The 17605-nt window shown below is 55.3% G+C and carries 14 protein-coding genes and 1 pseudogene; 7 read left to right on the top strand and 8 right to left on the bottom strand.

All coding sequences use genetic code 11. From position 1 onward, the window contains the following. The first annotated feature begins 125 nt into the window (after positions 1-125). Positions 126-548, top strand: a complete 423-nt coding sequence (locus tag G7064_RS11140; RefSeq protein ID WP_133271275.1) for a LytR/AlgR family response regulator transcription factor — start codon at positions 126-128, stop codon at positions 546-548. Positions 549-637: 89 nt separating this feature from the next. On the opposite strand, the gene G7064_RS11135 is transcribed toward G7064_RS11140, so the two are convergent. From G7064_RS11135 to rpoN, 5 genes are all read right to left on the bottom strand, one after another. Next, a complete protein-coding gene (locus G7064_RS11135; protein WP_166073635.1) occupies positions 638-1357 on the bottom strand; it encodes a response regulator in 720 nt (239 codons plus the stop codon). Further along, positions 1342-4485, bottom strand: a complete 3144-nt coding sequence (locus tag G7064_RS11130) for a PAS domain-containing protein (protein WP_166073634.1) — start codon at positions 4483-4485, stop codon at positions 1342-1344. The genes G7064_RS11135 and G7064_RS11130 overlap by 16 nt, the downstream gene beginning before the upstream one ends. 132 nt (positions 4486-4617) lie before the next feature. After that, positions 4618-5232, bottom strand: coding sequence for a hypothetical protein (locus tag G7064_RS11125; RefSeq protein ID WP_166073633.1), 615 nt, complete (start codon positions 5230-5232; stop codon positions 4618-4620). 70 nt (positions 5233-5302) lie between these two features. Continuing rightward, complete coding sequence (locus G7064_RS11120) at positions 5303-5791, bottom strand: copper resistance protein NlpE (protein WP_133271278.1); 489 nt, start codon at positions 5789-5791, stop codon at positions 5303-5305. Between the two features lie 46 nt (positions 5792-5837). Beyond that, positions 5838-7400, bottom strand: coding sequence for an RNA polymerase factor sigma-54 (gene rpoN / locus G7064_RS11115; protein ID WP_133271279.1), 1563 nt, complete (start codon positions 7398-7400; stop codon positions 5838-5840). A gap of 191 nt (positions 7401-7591) precedes the next feature. Between rpoN and asnS the strand changes: the two genes are divergently transcribed. After that, on the top strand, positions 7592-8986 hold the full coding sequence (gene asnS, locus G7064_RS11110; protein WP_166073632.1) for an asparagine--tRNA ligase: 1395 nt from the start codon (positions 7592-7594) through the stop codon (positions 8984-8986). Positions 8987-9058: 72 nt separating this feature from the next. Here the strand turns inward: asnS and G7064_RS11105 are convergent, their stop codons facing one another. Both G7064_RS11105 and G7064_RS11100 read right to left on the bottom strand, forming a co-directional pair. Continuing rightward, complete coding sequence (locus G7064_RS11105) at positions 9059-9304, bottom strand: hypothetical protein (RefSeq protein ID WP_166073631.1); 246 nt, start codon at positions 9302-9304, stop codon at positions 9059-9061. Between the two features lie 71 nt (positions 9305-9375). Further along, positions 9376-9666, bottom strand: coding sequence for a hypothetical protein (locus G7064_RS11100; RefSeq protein WP_166073630.1), 291 nt, complete (start codon positions 9664-9666; stop codon positions 9376-9378). A 444-nt stretch (positions 9667-10110) separates the two neighbouring features. Between G7064_RS11100 and uvrA the strand changes: the two are divergent. Beyond that, a pseudogene (gene uvrA, locus G7064_RS11095) lies at positions 10111-13043 on the top strand (excinuclease ABC subunit UvrA). Between the two features lie 83 nt (positions 13044-13126). Here the strand turns inward: uvrA and G7064_RS11090 are convergent. After that, positions 13127-13660, bottom strand: a complete 534-nt coding sequence (locus tag G7064_RS11090) for a hypothetical protein (protein WP_166073629.1) — start codon at positions 13658-13660, stop codon at positions 13127-13129. A gap of 334 nt (positions 13661-13994) precedes the next feature. Here G7064_RS11090 and G7064_RS11085 point away from each other — a divergent pair, with 334 nt between their 5' ends. The 4 genes from G7064_RS11085 to G7064_RS11070 are packed head-to-tail and all read left to right on the top strand — an operon-like array spanning position 13995 to position 17565. After that, positions 13995-14522 (top strand): RNA polymerase sigma factor, encoded by a 528-nt coding sequence (locus tag G7064_RS11085; protein WP_240935451.1) that lies wholly within the window; start codon positions 13995-13997, stop codon positions 14520-14522. Beyond that, positions 14519-15211 carry a hypothetical protein gene (locus tag G7064_RS11080; protein ID WP_166073628.1) on the top strand — a complete coding sequence of 231 codons (693 nt, stop codon included), beginning with the start codon at positions 14519-14521 and terminating at the stop codon, positions 15209-15211. The genes G7064_RS11085 and G7064_RS11080 overlap by 4 nt, the downstream gene beginning before the upstream one ends. After that, positions 15208-16143, top strand: a complete 936-nt coding sequence (locus G7064_RS11075) for a hypothetical protein (protein WP_166073627.1) — start codon at positions 15208-15210, stop codon at positions 16141-16143. Before G7064_RS11080 ends, G7064_RS11075 begins: the two co-directional genes overlap by 4 nt. Positions 16144-16170: 27 nt before the next feature. Beyond that, positions 16171-17565: a hypothetical protein gene (locus G7064_RS11070; protein ID WP_166073626.1), complete on the top strand. Its 1395-nt coding sequence runs from the start codon at positions 16171-16173 to the stop codon at positions 17563-17565. Positions 17566-17605 lie beyond the last annotated feature (40 nt).

The following is a 17605-nucleotide window of genomic DNA, read 5'->3' as shown; positions in this document are numbered from 1 at the left end:
ATTGATTGAGAAACGACTAATCCGATAATCTGGCCGGTAATTTGGTTGTTTCGAGGCCCGCTTTTCAGGAGCGCTTTTTGATCGTTCATTCGCACACTCTCTTTTGTTGTCCTGTTCGTTTAGTTATGTTGCTTGAAGACATTGTCTCCCCCCGCATTCTAACCTGTGCTATTATTGACGACGACGAGATTAATCGCTTAACCCTACAGCATTGCATTAGCCTCACTCCCAGCCTACACCTGCTAGCATCCTTGAAAGGTGGGGTAGAAGGCCTGAACTTTTTCAGTTTGGGCCGCCGGGTTGATGTGCTGTTTCTGGATGTAGAGATGCCCGACCTGAACGGTATCGAGATGATGCGCTTGCTGCCCGAGCCGCCAGAAGTAATTTTTACGACTGCTTATGAGAGCTTCGGGATGGAAGCTTATGAGCTGAACATAGCTGACTACTTAGTGAAGCCCTTCTCCTACGACCGCTTTCAGCTAGCTGTGCAGCGGGTAGCAGAGCGCCTGCAGCCTGCTATGCCAGCCGGTATAGCTCTACGCGACTAACTTCTATAATCACCGCTTAACTAAATAAGCCCAGCGCTGCCCTACTATATGGAGGCAGCGCCGGGCTTATTTGGTTGATGAGCTGTTGCTTACGCGAGCGTCTGTCGGCACTTCTCCAAAGCACGAAGCAACTGCGGCAGCAGTTGAATAAGCTGCTTGGTAGCCATGGCGCTTTCTTCAGGCTGTAAATCAGGTGTTTCCAGGGTTCGAATAGGCGTCAGTAACTCGTGGGCATGAAGCAGCTTGAGTGAAGGCTTAATCTTATGAATTAAGGTGCCCACCTGAGCCCAATCCGAAGCGTCGGAAGCGGCGGTAAGTTGAGTTACCACCTCTGGCGTATTATCAAGAAACGAGTCAAGAATACTGCGCACAAAGTTCGTCTGGCCGTGCGCCATCTGGTAGAGTTCACTTAAGTCGAACAAGGGCCGCGTAGCCTGCTTCGACGCCAGGCGCAAGGCACTCATTTTTCCCAGCAACTCGGCCTCCTCAAAAGGCTTCGTCAAGCAGTCGTCCATGCCAGCGGCCAGATACTTTTCATTAGCTTCATGGAAAGCATTGGCGGTGAGAGCAATAATAGGTGTGCGGGCCCTAGTAACGTTAGTATGCCGACGAATTTGGGCCGTAACCTCCAAGCCACTCATCCCGGGCATCTGAATATCCATCAGAATCAAATCGTAGCGCTGCTCCTCGAACAGGCGCAGTGCCGCAGAGCCATTGGAAGCAGCATCGACTACCACTCCATAGTTGGCCAATACCAGTTGCGCTACCTGGCGGTTCACGTCATTATCCTCTACTAGCAATACGCGCATACCTTCCACTGCCGCCGTAGCGTACTCAAGCGCCGCCTCGGCTTTAGTTGCGATAATGGTGCCTTGGGGGCTTTTTCGAAGGTGAGCGTGAAGCTAAATGTGCTGCCACGCCCCGGCTCACTGCACATCAGTAGGTGTCCACCCAACTGCTCTACCAAGCTGCTGCTAATGGTGAGGCCCAAGCCTGTGCCCCCAAATCGGCGCGTCGTATCGGCGTAGGCCTGCGAGAAGCTGGCAAAGATGGCTTCCTGTTTGTGCGTGGGTACGCCTGCCCCCGTATCACTTACCTGAAAACTGATGGTGACTTCCTTAGTCGTCTCATCTAGTAGCTGACACGTCAGGGTAACGCTGCCCTTATCAGTAAACTTAATGCTGTTGCTGAGTAAGTTAAGAAGTACTTGTTTGAGGCGATATGGGTCGCTGAGTACTAAGGAATCGGGGAGGGGAGGGGGCGTTACGTCGAAGCTAATACCTTTCTCGGCGGCCTGAAAAGCGACGGTTTGGCCCGCCATTTTCAGTGCCTGATACAAATCGAAGGGTGTGCGCTCCAGTTCCAGATTGCCGGAGGTGATTTTGGCCACATCCAGCACGTCGTTCAGCACGCCCAGCAGGTGCTGCCCAGAGTTGCGAATAATATCGAGGTACTCGCGCTGTTGAGCGTTCAGATCGGTGCGTGCCAGCAAACCGGCCATGCCCAGTACTCCATTCATAGGGGTACGGATTTCATGACTCATATTAGCCAGGAAATTCTCCCGGGAGCGAGCTGCTGATTCGGCTACCAGCTTTGCCCGCCGTAGCTCATCCTCGGCCAGTATGCGCTCCGTGATATCCTGCGCGTAGGCAATAACGTAGGGCAACTCGCCGGCCTCAGCCACTAAGCAATTGTGATACAGTAAGTAGCGTGGCCCAGCGTTGCCCAGCGGCTTTACGCTCACAATTCCCGATACCTCTCGTTGTTGGCGAAAGGCAGCCAGGTACGCTTCCAGATCGGTTCCTTGGTCTACGGCCAAGCCTTCAGCAAGCGGCCTTCCTACCATGCTATGAACCGGGACGTCCATAAGGCTTGCCATGGCTGGGTTGGCAGAAAGAACTATGCCGTCGAGGTCGTGGGTACAAATGAGGGCTTGCGTATAATGCATCAGGTCGCGATACTGCTTGGCGTTGCGCTCTAGGGTATGACGAATGCGCTTTACCTCCGTGATGTCGGTACTGACGGTAAGCACCTGAACCGTACCCTCGGGGCGAACCAATGGCCGCTTTACTACCTGATAATGCCGTATCTCGCCGCTAGCCAGGGTAAACGGCAACTCGGCTGCATGTTCCCGTCGACTAGCTAATACGCGCCGGTTGAGTACATTAAGCTGCTGAACCTCTGTGTCTTCGGGTGATTCATCGCTCTTTCGCACCCGGGCATGGTTGCTCCGACTGACAAGGTCATCGAATGCGGTATTGGAAAACATGATGTCCCCCTCCTCGTCATTCACATAAAGCAGGTTAGGAACGGTATCGACTATCTGACGAATAAACTCTTGCTGCTCACGCACCACCAATTCGCTGCGACGGTGCAGTTCTTCGGCTTGATGGCGCTCCGTAATGTCGAGGCCGTAAGCCAGCATCAGATGCAGCGTGCCGTCTGGATTAAATACCGGCTGAAATCGGCGCAGGACGTAGCGTGGCTCATGGCTTCCAACGGTCAACTCTTCCCACGTAACCTGGCCCCGCTCGCGCACTGCTTGCTCAAACATGCGCTGCCGGTTCTCGGCTACATCAGTAGGGCGCTGGCGATGCGCGCAGTATTCCAGGTCAGTTTTGCCTATTATCCATTCCCGAATGTCCTGATCTTTGATACTTACTGGGTTTGCGAATATGTAACGGCCGTGGGCATCCAGTACGGCTATGTCGGCGGGTAGCTGATTGAGAACCGTTTCGTAAAACTGCTGCTGTGCCGCAAGCTTCTCTTCGGCTTGGTGGCGGGCCGAGATGTCTAGGCCTGAGCTGACCATCATGCGCAGCGAGCCATCGGAGTTGAATACGGGCTGGAAGCTGCGCAATACTTGGATTTGCCCCCCAGGTTCCAGAAAGTTTTCTTCCCAGCTTATCCCTTGACGCTCATGTGTGGCTTGGGCAAAATACGCGTCGCGCAAATCAGCCAAGGCCTGGGGGCGCTGCCGATACAGACAGGCTTCCCGATTCGTCATACCCAGAATCTCGCTACGAGTTACAGCGTTTGGGGCCGCCGTCGGGTTGGCAAACAGGTAGCGGTGCTCCGCATCTAGAGCGGCTACGCCAACAGGTAGCTGATTGAGAATGGTTTCGTAGAACTCGCGCTGTTGAGCCAGCTTCTGCTCGGCCTCCCGACGAGCCGTAATGTTGGTCAGGTATAAGCTAGCATAGTTCTCGCCGGGCACGGGAGTTACGATGAGCAGATAGTGCTCATTGGCTACGCTTATCTCGCGCTGATGATGAGCAGTAGTGCGGAGCGCTATTGTTACTAAGGCTACCAGCTGAGTGCGCAGCTCATTGGGGCCATCCTGCTTATAGAGTTGCGCAAGCTGGTAGGCCGCTGGGTTAGCATACAATAGCTCGCCGCCGGGCGTAAGGCGCAAAATAGGATTCGGACTTTGCTGCGCCAACAGAGAAATAGTACTTGCGCGGGCATTGCGGCGGTAACGAATGGTGATGTCGCGGTAGCAAACCAGCCGACCTGCCATCACATCATCGAGCACAATGTAGTCGCGCTCCAGCACCCGACCGTCGGCCAACATTACTTCCTCACCCATCACCGTACGGCCGGCCGCTCTTACTTCTTTGGCCCGAGCCAGATAAGCCGCCGGATCAGGGTAGTTATGCTGACTGCGGACCGCCACTTCCAAGCCTGAAATACCGTACAGGCTTTCCGGCTCGTCGGCAATGCCAAAAAGCTGGCAATAAGGGCGGTTTACCAAGAGTACGCGGCCATCGTTGTCCACGAGCATGATACCCATTTTCAGGTTCTGAGCCAACGCAGTCAGCCGCGACTGATGACGCTGTGCACTGGCCTGGGCTACCTCAAGCTCATACCGCATGGCGGCAAGTTCCTGCTCGGCTTCCGCCCGCCGGGCTCGCTCGTGGTGTAGTTGGGTGAGCAACGCTTCTGCAGAGTCGGGGGAGGGGATAAAGTGGAAAGGGGCATGCGCGGTAAAAACGACAGTTGGGCGGTCGGTAAAGATACACCTCCCGAGGCAGCGGTCAAGAGCAAAGTTTGGTACTAAAACAAGGATTTAGACGGAGGCGACTCCCAATACCAGCCCTATAACCACGCTAATTCCCAAGCCTAGCCCGGCCCAGGCTTGGGCCGGCGTGTGCGCATCAAGAGTCAGGCGGGCGCTCAGTACGGCCAGAGCCAAAAGAGCAGCGGCTAGTAGCCACCACAAGCCAGCCCAGCCCGCCGCATTTGTAAGGTGCAGTAGTAGAAACAGCCCAAAAGAGCCCCCCACGCCTACGCCATGAGCGCTTATTTTCCAGCGCAGCGATATGAAGAGGGTCAGCAGAACGGCCAAAGTCATGCCCAGCATCATGCGGCCGAGTAGAGGAGAGAAAGGTGGCTGGTGCAGCAGGAAGGCCGCGCCGGCAAAGCTGATAGCTGCCAGCAATAACGGTAGCGGCCGCTGGGCGCGCTCGCGCAGGAGCAACGAATCGAGGCGGCCAAACCAGTACAACGCGCCCGTACCCAAGGCGGGTAGTAAAAATGTGAAGCCAAACACGACGGCCAGCACTATCCAGCGGTCTGCTACGGCGGGCTGTGCTACCACGCCCGGCAACTGGTAACAGACAACGTAAAACAGATAAGAGGGTACTAGCAACGGATGAAACGCCAGCGAAAGGGCGGTTGCCAAGGATTTATTCAACAGTGTAGAAAAGAGGATTGTGGCCCTAAGCTACCAAGTTGATTTTGAATACAAGGAACTAGAAGTTGCCTATCTGCGCCAGTACGTAGCGCTCGGCCAAATCGCCGGTTATCTCTTGCCCGTCCAGATCTAGCTGTTGTAAGGCGCGGGGGCGCATGCGGTAATCAGTGGGGCCGGCGGCGGAGCGCCGCGTAAGTCGCACCAGATTAGCTGATACCTGCGCCCACCGGCCGGAGCTCACCTGATCGTTGTTGCCTTCCTTGGGCTGATCTAAGTAGGTCCGGCGCTCCATGTAGGTGCTATCGGGGTAGAGGTACAGCACGGTTTCAATCCCAGCGCAGTCGGCGCAGGGCAGCAACCCCTGATAAATGCCCCCCAGACCTTCGGTAGCCACTGCAATAGAAGGCGAACTTGTGCTAGGCGACGCGGCGCGACCTACCATACCATCGGCCGGGAGCGAGGCATCGGTGGAATCCACGGTGGACCCGGTTGGCCGCTCGCAAGCGGTGGCTAATAGAAGCAGGCAAGCAAGCAGAAGAAGTCGCATAAGCTGAGTAGGTTAAGCGTAAAAAAAGCCCCCAGCTGCCCCAACTCTACAACTCCTTTCGGAGTCGGGCTACCGGAATATTGAGCTGCTCGCGGTACTTGGCCACCGTACGCCGGGCAATGTTGTAGCCACGAGCGTTAAGCATTTTCTCCAGCTTATCATCGGAAAGCGGCTTGCCTTTGCTTTCCCCCTCAATGATTTCTTTCAGAATATGCTTCACCTCCCGCGAGCTAGCGTCCTCACCCGAATCGGTAGCAATACCTTCGGAGAAAAAGTACTTCAACGGATAGATGCCGAACTCGGTTTGCACTGACTTGCTATTTGCCACCCGGCTCACGGTCGAAATGTCCATGCTGATTTCCTGGGCTATGTCCTTCAGGATCATGGGGCGAAGCTTGCTTTCGTCGCCTTCGAGGAAGAACTCGCGCTGGTAGCGCACGATGGCATCCATCGTGCGCAACAAGGTTTGCTGGCGTTGCCGGATGGCATCAATAAACCACCGGGCCGCGTCGAGCTTTTGCTTCACAAACGTGACGGCCTCCTTCATCTTCCGATCCTTTTTCGACGCCTTGTCATAGGCCTGAAACATCTCGGTGTACGCCGGCGCTACCCGCAAGTCGGGGGCGTTGCGCGAGTTCAGCGTCAGGTTGAACTGCCCGTTGTCATTGCTGAGAATAAAATCGGGGATGATGTACTGCACCTTACCCAAACCCGTCGGGCCGCTGCCGCCGGGCTTCGGGTTAAGCTTCAGAATCAGGGCAATAGCATCTTTCAGCTCGTCGTCTTCCAAATCGAGCCGTTGCTGAATGCGCGGATAGTGCTTCTTGGTAAACTCGTCGTAGCACTCGGAAAGAATGCGCTCCGCGGCCTCCACCGTATCGTCTACGGGGCGGCGCTCTAGTTGCAGAAGCAAGCACTCACGTAGGTCGCGTGCCCCGATACCGGCTGGGTCGAAGGCTTGAATAATGTGTAGCACGCGCTCAATCTCGGCCGGGGTAGCTTCGATATTTTGGGCAAACGCCAAGTCGTTGGCAATAGCCGACAGGTCGCGACGGATATAGCCGTCGCCGTCGATGGAGCCCAGCAATTGGCGGCCAATGGCGAGCTGCTTGTCATCTAGGTTAGCAAAACCCAATTGATCAAAAAGCGAGTCAATCAGCGTAGAACCGGTATCGGCCAGAGGCATTTCGCGGTCGTCTTCGGCGTCGCCGGGACCGTCGCCTTGCATCTTGTAGCCAGCAATCTCATCGTCGTTGAGGTAGTCACTCAGGTCCAGATCCTGGTTGTCCGGCGCGTCGGCGATGTCATCTTTGGGTAGCTCTACTTCGGGCTGCTCCTCCGAGCGGTCGTCAAAGTCTTCATCGAGGGTATTGTCGTCGTTGTCGAACTCGGAGTCTGGGTCGTCGAAATCCTCGTCGCTGTCGTCATCGTCGTCGCGTTCCAGTTCCTCTTCATTCTCGTCGCCTTCTTCCAAAGCGGGGTTTACTTCCAGCTCTTCCTTAATGCGCGTCTCCAATTCCGCCGTCGGAATTTGCAGCAGCTTAATGAATTGGATCTGTTGGGGAGACAGCTTCTGCGAGAGAAGCTGCTTCATATCAAGTCGTTGCATACACAGAAATCGCAATAAGCCCCAGCGACGGTGAAATGGGGCACTACTTCAAATGTAGCGTATTCTCTACTTGAGTTGAAGTAAAAAAGTTGAGGCCGTCAGAAAGCATTAAAGAACAGCGCAAATTTCTGCGCTAGCGAAAACCTCTACCTTTGCCCCCATAGATTATAAACCACAGAAAGTCGAGTCCGATGTCCGTCAGAAGGTCGAGTGTACAGCAGCTGCTGCAAAGCCAGGAGCTGGAGCGCGAGGTAGTAGTAAAAGGTTGGGTGCGCACCCGCCGCGGAAATAAGTATGTGCAGTTTATCGCCCTGAACGACGGCTCTACCATCCACAATATTCAGGTGGTAGCCGATGCGGAGAAGTTTCCGGAGGAATCGTTAAAGGACGTGGCCACCGGCGCTTGCTTGTCGGTGCGCGGCCAACTCGTAGCATCCCAAGGCAAAGGTCAGGCAGTAGAAATTCAAGCTATTGAGATAGAAGTTCTTGGTACTGCTGATCCGGAAGAATACCCGCTGCAAAAGAAAGGGCACTCTTTAGAGTTTCTGCGCGAAATAGCTCACTTGCGGCCCCGCACCAACACCTTCGGCGCAGTGCTGCGCGTGCGCCATGCCTTAGCGTTTGCGGTGCATCAGTACTTCAATGACCACGGCTTTTACTACGTGCACACGCCCGTCATCACCGGTTCCGACGCCGAGGGCGCCGGCCAGATGTTTCGGGTCACTACTTTGCCCCCCGAGCACCCGCCCCGCACTGCCGACGGCTCGGTAGATTACAAGGAGGACTTCTTTGGCAAGCAAACCAACCTGACCGTGTCGGGCCAGTTGGAAGCCGAAGTAGCAGCCATGGCACTGGGCAAAGTGTACACGTTTGGGCCAACTTTCCGCGCCGAAAACTCCAACACGGCCCGTCACCTAGCGGAGTTCTGGATGATCGAGCCCGAAGTAGCGTTCAACGATCTGCAGGACAACATGGACTTGGCGGAGGACTTCCTCAAAAGCTTAGTGCGCCAAGCCTTGGAGAAGTGCGCCGACGACCTACAGTTCCTCAACGACCAGTACGACAAGGAACTGCTTAACCGCCTGCGTTTTGTAATAGATAATGACTTCCAGCGCCTTACTTACACCGAGGCCGTCGAAATTCTGAAAGCGGCAAAGCAGAAGTTCGAGTTTCCCGTGGACTGGGGCACCGACCTGCAAAGTGAACACGAGCGTTATTTGGTTGAGAAGCACTTCAAAAAGCCGGTTATCCTGACCGATTATCCTAAGGATATCAAGGCTTTCTACATGAAGCTCAACGATGATGAGCGCACCGTGCGCGCCATGGATGTGCTGTTTCCTGGTATTGGCGAAATCATTGGCGGCTCTCAGCGGGAGGAAAGCCTAGAAAAGCTGCGCACCCGCATGGAGCAAATGCACGTGGAGGAACACGAGCTGTGGTGGTACTTAGAGCTACGGAAGTTCGGAACTGCCCCCCACGCCGGCTTCGGCTTGGGCTTCGAGCGTCTGGTGCTCTTCGTGACCGGTATGGCCAATATTCGGGATGTGATTCCTTTCCCCCGCTTCCCAAAAAACGCGGAGTTTTAAGCTGTAGCCCAAACCTCCTTTTAGTACAATGGCAGCCCCGTGAGAGGCTGCCATTGTACTTTATACTGCTAATCAGCAGTAATTACGCAGTTCTTTATCATCTACAGCCACCAACGCATCCAACCGTAGCTCAAAGCCGTCTTGCAGGCGCATGTATTCTACTTTGTCCTTGATAAACAGATCGGTGATGACGCCTTGGTAGGTGCTGGGGGGCGTATCTGGTTCCAGGCGGTAGGTGAGGGTGCAGGGCTGGCGGGTGGTGGCGCGGGCTTCTAGCTCGTCGTAGAAGGAGCAGCTGATGGGTTGGTAGGTTTTCATACGTACTAAAACGAAAAACACCCCGATTAGATAACCAATCGGGGTGAGTTAGTAGAAGGGTGAAAGGGGGGCTAATGCTTGCCTTTTCCTTTACCATTTCCGTTGCCTTTTCCCTTGCCGGGGTGGCCACCTGCTTGCTGCACCACGATTACGTTGCCAGTCGGGTAGGCGGCGCGCATCTTCTTGGCTTGGCCGGGGGGCATACCGTGCGGGTGGCCCGCTTTCGGGTACTTCACCTTGTGCTCACGGATCAGGACCCAGGGCTGGGCACCCACGTAGTTGATAACTACCGGGTGAAAGCTGCTGGGGTTGTAATTAGAAATAGTGGTTACGCGCTTCCATTTGCCTTCGCGCTGCACCACGTAATGCTTGTCGCGCAGGTCGTAGTAGCCACCTACTTCAGGTATATAATAGTATTGCGTGCCGGCTGGGGCAGCAGGTCCCCAGGAGGGGGATTGATATTGATATTTACCTGAGCATGGGCTGGTTCGGTAGCGCTTAGAAGCAGTAGGGTAAAAGCGCTGGCAAGCGTGAGTTTGGGTAGGAATGACATGGAGAGAGGATGTAGCGTGAAGGAATTATCCTACTATAGGCAAGAACAGCGCCAAACGCGGCTTTATGAGCTCTGCTCAAAGCACGCCGGCCGGACAACTGTTGCGCTGCGTATGGGTGGCTACACAGGAGTTAAATTTTAGTTCCCCTAAACCCACTGTATATTCTGCTAAACCCTCTGGCAAATAAGCTATTCTGGATAGTGAAAGGGTTAGGTTTTGCCTACCTTTGCGGACTTATTCGATTCGCGCTGCATGGCTAAGAAAACAACTGCTTCCGTACCCGCTCCTACTCCTGAAAAAGCCCCCCAGCTTCCGGCTGTACTCGCTACCAACGGCCACGCGGCCGACGTAGAGGCGCCTTTCATTGAAGTGTACGGGGCGCGGGAGCACAACCTGAAAAACGTTTCAGTTCAGATTCCGCGGGGCAAGCTGGTGGTGTTCACCGGCATTTCGGGCTCGGGCAAATCCAGTCTGGCTTTCGATACGATTTATGCCGAAGGGCAACGTCGCTACATGGAGACGTTTTCGGCCTATGCCCGCTCCTTTATGGGTGGCCTGGAGCGACCCGACGTGGATAAGATCGAGGGCTTGTCGCCGGTAATCAGCATTGAGCAGAAAACCACTTCGCGCAATCCACGCTCCACGGTGGGCACCATCACCGAGATTTATGACTTCCTGCGCTTGCTTTATGCCCGCACGGCGGAGGCCTTCAGCTACGCTACGGGCGCCAAGATGATCCGGCAGAGCGACGAGCAGATTATCAACTACATTCTCAAGCATTTCAACGAGAAAAAACTGGTGGTGCTGGCGCCCGTGGTGAAGGGTCGTAAAGGCCATTACCGGGAGCTGTTTCAGCAGATTGCCAAGCTAGGCTTTGCCAAAGTGCGCGTGGATGGCGAACTGCTTGACCTGACGCCCAAGATGCAGGTGGACCGCTACAAAATTCACGACATCGAAATTGTCATTGATCGGTTGGTGGTGAAAGCGGAGGATCGGTTCCGGTTGTCGGGATCGGTGCAGAACGCGCTGACCCACGGTAAGGGCACCATGCTCGTGCTGGACCCAGACACCAAGAAAACGCAGTTTTTCTCGCGCTTTCTCATGGACCCCACCACCGGCATCGCCTATGATGACCCGGCGCCAAACACGTTCTCCTTCAACTCGCCCTATGGCGCTTGCCCCACCTGCAACGGTTTGGGTGAGGTGCAGCAGATTACAGAAGACTCGGTTCTGCCGGATAAGAAGCTGAGTATCAGCCGCGGTGGAATTGCCCCCCTGGGTGAGTACCGCGACATTTGGATTTTTCAGCAGCTCCAGCTCATCCTCAAAAAGCAGAAGTTCAGCCTGTCCACGCCCATTGATAAGCTACCCGAAGACTTAGTGGAGCGCCTGCTCTACGGCGTGCCCGAAGACGAAGACGCGGACCCTAAAAAGGCAAACTACACGGAACCGTTCGAGGGCATCATTCCCTTCCTGCGCCGCCAGATGGAGTCTGATTCGGAGAACATCCGCGCCTGGATCCAGGAGTATACCCAAGCCCAGGAGTGCCCCGAGTGCCGCGGCTACCGCCTAAAAAAAGAGTCACTCCACTTTCTGATTGACAGCAAGAATATCGGTGAGTTGTCGGTGATGGATATTGCCCAACTCAGCCAATGGTTCGTGGGCCTAGAAGAACGCCTGAGCGAGCGGCAGAACGTGATTGGGCGGGAACTGCTCAAGGAGTTGCGCAAGCGTATTGGCTTCCTGCTCGAAGTGGGTTTGGAATACCTGAGTCTGCACCGCTCGGTGCGTACCCTGTCGGGGGCGAATCCCAGCGGATTCGCTTGGCTACCCAGATTGGTACCCAACTCGTGGGAGTGCTCTACATCATGGACGAGCCGAGCATCGGGCTACACCAGCGGGATAATGAGCGCCTAATCAAAGCCTTGCAGCACCTGCGCGATATCGGTAACTCGGTGATTGTGGTGGAGCACGACAAGGATATGATCATGAACGCCGACCACGTGCTGGATATCGGGCCGGGTGCGGGCATTCATGGGGGGCATATTGTGGCCGCCGGCTCACCTACTGAGATTTTTAAGTCGGGCAGTTTGACTTCGCAGTATCTGAGTGGAGAGCGCCACATTGAGCTGCGCAAGAAAAAGCGCAAGGGCGAAGGCAACATGCTTACGCTCAAGGGTGCTACAGGTCACAACCTGAAGAACGTGACCGTGAAATTTCCGCTCGGTAAACTGGTGGCCGTCACGGGCGTATCGGGCTCGGGCAAATCTTCGCTCATTCACGATACGCTGTATCCTATTCTGAATCAGTACTTTTTCAACTCCAAGAAAGATCCACTGCCGTACTCCGCAGTTGAGGGCTTGGAGTTGATTGACAAAGTAATTGAGGTAGATCAGTCGCCGATTGGGCGGACGCCGCGCTCCAATCCTGCCACGTATACGGGTGTGTTCACGGAAATTCGCAGCTTGTTTGCGTCGTTGCCGGAGGCTAAAATTAGGGGCTACGGACCGGGTCGTTTTTCCTTCAACGTGAAGGGCGGCCGCTGCGAAACCTGCGAAGGCGCGGGCCTGCGCACCATCGAGATGAACTTCCTGCCCGATGTGCACGTGCCCTGCGAAACCTGCAAAGGCCGCCGCTACAACCGCGAGACGCTGGAAGTACGTTTCAAAGGCAAGAGCATCACTGACGTGCTCGACCTGACGGTGGAAAAAGCCGTGGAGTACTTCGAAAATCAGCCGCGTATTATTCGTAAGATTCAGGTGCTGAACGAAGTAGGTTTAGGCTATCTGACCTTGGGCCAGCAGGCGACCACGCTCTCCGGTGGTGAAGCGCAACGGGTGAAGCTGGCAACTGAACTCGGCAAAAAGGACACGGGCAAGACCTTTTACATCCTCGACGAGCCGACTACGGGCCTACACTTCGAGGATATTCGCCACCTTTCCGATGTGCTGCAAAAGCTGGTTGACAAAGGCAACACCGTTCTTATCATCGAGCACAATCTCGATCTGATTAAAGTAGCTGACCACGTCATTGATCTAGGTCCCGAAGGCGGCGGGAGCGGCGGTACTATTGTCGCTCAGGGCACGCCGGAGCAGGTGGCAAAAGCTGGCAAAGGATACACGGGAAAGTTTCTGGCTGAAGAACTGAAGGTGAGCAAGTATGCGGAAGAAAAAGCGACCCTGTAATAGGGCGAGTAGTCATTAGCAATTGAAAAAAGCCCCCCACGCAGTGCGTGGGGGCTTTTTTGCGCTACCTGTAAGAGAAGGAATCAATGCGAAACCTCAGATTGCGTAGTGACATAAAGCGGCGTGTTCAGCCCCGCAACGGTTGCATAGGTAGTAGTGCCCACCGACTTGCCATCGATTACTAGCTCACATACCGCCTGATAGCCTATGCCAGAGCTAGAAGGCAAGGCCTGATCTTCCCAAATGGTGACCGTTATTTTTGGTCTAATGACCTCGGCATACGTGGCGATAGGCGCCAGCTGCACCTCTTTGAGTGCAGCAGTTACCTCTTGCTCATGGTGCTGAGTAGTGGCATCCAGAAGCTTATAGGCGGCGTTGCCCTGTGGTACAACCTGCTCATAGTCCACGGTGATGTTAGGGGAGATGAGGGGCAGCTGAAAAGTGCTGTCTAACGCTTTGAGATAATAGCGCACCGCCACAGTGTGCATTCTGAGTGGTATGGGCTTTACAAGCACGGCCTCCGTTGGCTGGGGGGCATTTTCTTCTTGGTCGCAGCTAGTAGCCAGCAAAGAGAGGGTGGCGAGCATAAGTACCCGCAGCGTAGAGGAGGATAGCATAAGCATAGAAGAGGAAAAAGAGTAGGGGATGAGATATAAGCTCACCGGTTTAGCGGCTGTAGGCGTGCTGTCAAGCAATTGGCTTGAGTTCTAAGCTGCTAGCTGGCATGATAGAGTGGAGGCAACCAGAGGAATGGTTGGTCGGGCCCAGATATTTTTTGGTGCCGCTACACCATGCGTGTTCGATATCCTCTGGTTTTATCTGTCTGTTTGGAGGTAGCGGATACTGGCCAATGAATAGGCCGGAAAATATATTTTGCCCCCGACCAACCTTCTGAGCTCAGCTTTACACTTTAAGCCGAAATTCAACTTAGCCTCCGCCGCGCCCTTGCTTTTGCCCCCCGAAGAACAGCGCTTACTTACTGCCTGCTTGACCCAGGACCGGCAGGCGCAGTATGAGCTGTACAAACGCTACAAAACGGCCATGTTCTCCACGGCGCTGCGCATGCTAGGGCACAACCGGGAGCTAGCGCAGGATGCCTTGCAGGAGGCTTTCGTGGAAGTGTTTCAGCACTTAGTCAACTTCCGGCAGCAGTCGACATTAGGAGCTTGGATTAAAACCATCGTGGTGCGGCGGGCACTGCTTATCCTGCGGCGCGAGCAGCGCATGGAGATCTACGACCAAGACCGCCACCCCGAACCGCTGGTGGCTTGGCACGACAACCTGACCGGCGAGGCCCTGGACAAAGCCATCGGGGAACTGCCGGCGGGCTACCGGGCCGTGTTCTGCCTCATAGAAGTGGAAGGCTATGCTCATCGCGAAGTAGCCGAACTGCTCGACATCACGGAAGGGACCAGCAAGTCGCAGCTCTACCACGCTAAGCGCTTGCTTCAACGCAAACTACAGTATCTCTACTCATGAACCAGACCCCCGAAATACCTGAGGCCGGTGGTCCTAACCTCCAACGGGCCCTCGGCAACCTGCCAGCTCACGAGCCCGACCCGACCACCTGGCCTCGCATCGAAGCTCAACTTGCGGCCGATGAGGAGATTATCCGCGTAGTGCCCACGCTTACCAAACATGAGCCCGACGAGCTGGTATGGGACGCCATTGCCGCCCGCCTGGATAAAGTTGCTCCGGCTGTTGTGCCCCCTGTTCTAGTAAAGCCAGCGAAAGTGCGGCCCTTATGGTTATCTCCCGCTTTCCGTCAGGTGATGGCCGTAGCGGCTAGCGTGCTGATTCTGCTGGGTGTATGGTGGCAGCAGCAGCGAACCGTGGAGCCTACTACTACGGGTATCCGCGAGACGCTGGCGGTCAGTGAAGAAGTAGCCACGCCGATGCCCACGTCAATTGCCGTTTCAGTGGACCCATTGGAGCAGGAAGGTCGGTCTTTTATTGATGCGCACTGTACCTCACTGCCTACGGTGTGCCAATCGGGGGAATTTAAATCCCTGCGCACCCAACTAACGGAGCTGGAAGAAGAGGAAAAGCAACTGCGCCAAGATGCTCGCCGCTTCGGGGAGTCGCCGGAGTTGCTGCGCCAACAAGCTCAACTCATCACCATGAAAGCCACCATCACGCGTGAGCTGGTTCAACTTCTTATCTCATGATGTTTCCCTCCATTTTGCCCCACCTCTGGCCGCGCTGTTGGCTGCTGGTTGCGCTGCTGGCGCTCCTGTTGCCAGCGGCCCAGGCCCAGCAGAAAGTCAAAGTCGTGACGCGTACCCTGGAGCAGAGCTGGGGGTGCCCGCCGGGTATGCCAGTAACCATTCAGGCTGAAAAAGCTACGGTGCGGGTGCAAGGCTGGAATAAGCCTACCGTTCAGGTAGTGTTGCGCCTAAGCGCCCGGCACCCCGAGCAGGTGGTAGCCGAACAAGATCTGCCAGTGGCGCGGTATCGGCTGCAGCAAAGCAGCAACGCTATTTATTTGGTCAACTTTTTTACCCTGCCCACGGGTGCTCCCGCCGTGCGCAGCGACTTGCGAGCCGAATACACCATTATGATGCCGGCCAGCAACCCTATCAAGATAGTAAACACCTACGGCCAAACGGAGCTAACTGACCTCACGGGCCAGCAAGAACTGGAGCAAAACTTCGGCAAGATTGCTCTCCGCGACCTCCGCGGTACCATTAAGGTCACGGCCCGCTACACCGACCTGATGGCCAGTAATCTACAGGCCAACTTCACCTGCGAGGCTACCAAGTCGGCGGTGCAGGCGCAGGGGCTGGGGGGCAATTCTACGGTGAATAACTACTTCGGAAGTGTTCGTTTGCAACTCGCTGCTAATCTGAGCAAGCTGACGGTGGTGGCCGACCGCACGGAGGTCCTTATCAGCGCGCCGCAGCCCGAGCTATTTGCTTATCAACTGGCCGTGCAGCAAGGCACTCTTACGGTGCCAACGGCTTATGCCGCCAGCAAAAAAAGCTCGGCCAGTCGCGCAACGCTGACCTCATCTAAAAGCACTTCGTGGCGAGCGGTGCGCGTGACCACATCTTATGCACCTCTGACTTTGCAAACGGAACCACTCTCCCCCCAGCTCTAATCCATCTTGCTTTATACCTCTACCGCTATGTTCTGCTTACACTCCTTGCGCATCTATCGGCACCTGCTTTGGATAAGCCTAATAGCCAGTATCTGCTTCCAAGCTTCGGCCCAAACTATTCCCGACACAACCCGTCTGAGCTACGGGGAAGAGGAAATTCTAACGCCCGAAGCTGACGCACAACTCCGCGTACAAGCGGAGGACCGTAGCTTGTGGAAATTGGGGCTGAACAATTTCACGGTAAGCAATTCCTTACTCGGCCGAGGTCAATATTATACCCGCTATGGCTTTCATCTGGCGTACGAGCGGCGCCTCAAGAGTCCCGCCTGGACGGTGCTGGCCGAACTGAGTCCCGCCCTGACGCACTACCGCCCTGCGCTCGGCGCTGACCTAGATCGGGGGTTGAGTATGCGCGCTCAAGTAGCGGGCCGTTATTACTATAACACTGAGCGGCGCTTGCGCCTGGGTAAGAATACGACCAACTTTTCGGCTAACTATATTGCATTGGCGCTGGGTGCGGGTACGGGTTTAGATCGGCCGGCGCGGGATACACCCTTTTACTTTCTTACCAATAATACGCGCTCAATAGCTACCGATGTGGCAATAGTATATGGGTTGCAGCGTCGGTTGGGCCGCTACGGATTTATTGATGCGAATATTGGCGTAAGTAACTTGCTTTCCTCGCCCTGGAGGACCATATCTATTACCAACAGCCTTCGCATAGGCTTGGCTATCGGGTCGCAGTCGGCCACCAACTATTCGCCCCGCGTTATCCCGGTAGATACCGACGAATCGTTGAAGCCCAAGGCGTATGCAGGCTTTCAGCTGGGTGCGTATCTGTACCGGGTGCGCTATTCGGATACCAACCCGTACCGGGGCACGAATTTGCCCCCCAAAGCGGGAGTTGGCACGTACAGCCAAGAGATATTGATGCCGTACGCTTATGTTGGCTACTACGTGCAGCCTCGCTTGGCCGTGCAAGTTGGGATGCAGCGGCAGCGGGAGGAGTTTCGAGTTACCCCGGCTAGGTTTCCGGGGCTTCTTTCTCGGGATAGCATTACCAATAAAAATGACTTGGCTTTGCCCGTTATGCTACGCTATTCGCTCACGCGCTCCTTCCTGAAGCGGTGGCAATTCGACGTAGTAGCCGGATTGGTGCCTCACTGGTCGTCGGTGCGCTTTCAAGAGCAGGAGTTTGTTGATGAGCAGCTTACCAATGAGTACGGTTTTCGACGCAGCGCTTTCGGTGTACATGCCTCCGCGGGACTAAATGCGAGCTATGGATTTGGTCGCCGCCGCCGGCTTCAAGCCACTACGGAGTGGGTGCTTACCAAAGATCTGCGCTCCGAATTTCAAAGTAGCGAACCGTTGCAGTGGGGCCTCAGCTTTATCGGCCTGCGCTACCGCTTTGGCTATCGCTAGACAGCAACGGTTATTAAAACAAAAAAGCCCCCAGATAGCT

This window comes from Hymenobacter sp. HDW8, assembly GCF_011305775.1.
Classification (GTDB): domain Bacteria; phylum Bacteroidota; class Bacteroidia; order Cytophagales; family Hymenobacteraceae; genus Hymenobacter; species Hymenobacter radiodurans.
This window is presented reverse-complemented; position numbering and strand designations above follow the sequence as displayed.

What these genes read in the sequence shown, in the direction of transcription:
- G7064_RS11070 (WP_166073626.1), top strand. Translation starts at nt 16,171, where the DNA reads ATGTTCTGCTTACACTCCTTGCGCATCTATCGGCACCTGCTTTGGATA.
- asnS (WP_166073632.1), top strand. Translation starts at nt 7,592, where the DNA reads ATGTCCGTCAGAAGGTCGAGTGTACAGCAGCTGCTGCAAAGCCAGGAG.
- G7064_RS11140 (WP_133271275.1), top strand. Translation starts at nt 126, where the DNA reads ATGTTGCTTGAAGACATTGTCTCCCCCCGCATTCTAACCTGTGCTATT.
- rpoN (WP_133271279.1), bottom strand. Translation starts at nt 7,400, where the DNA reads ATGCAACGACTTGATATGAAGCAGCTTCTCTCGCAGAAGCTGTCTCCC.
- G7064_RS11120 (WP_133271278.1), bottom strand. Translation starts at nt 5,791, where the DNA reads ATGCGACTTCTTCTGCTTGCTTGCCTGCTTCTATTAGCCACCGCTTGC.
- G7064_RS11135 (WP_166073635.1), bottom strand. Translation starts at nt 1,357, where the DNA reads ATGCGCGTATTGCTAGTAGAGGATAATGACGTGAACCGCCAGGTAGCG.
- G7064_RS11080 (WP_166073628.1), top strand. Translation starts at nt 14,519, where the DNA reads ATGAACCAGACCCCCGAAATACCTGAGGCCGGTGGTCCTAACCTCCAA.
- G7064_RS11075 (WP_166073627.1), top strand. Translation starts at nt 15,208, where the DNA reads ATGATGTTTCCCTCCATTTTGCCCCACCTCTGGCCGCGCTGTTGGCTG.
- G7064_RS11090 (WP_166073629.1), bottom strand. Translation starts at nt 13,660, where the DNA reads ATGCTATCCTCCTCTACGCTGCGGGTACTTATGCTCGCCACCCTCTCT.
- G7064_RS11105 (WP_166073631.1), bottom strand. Translation starts at nt 9,304, where the DNA reads ATGAAAACCTACCAACCCATCAGCTGCTCCTTCTACGACGAGCTAGAA.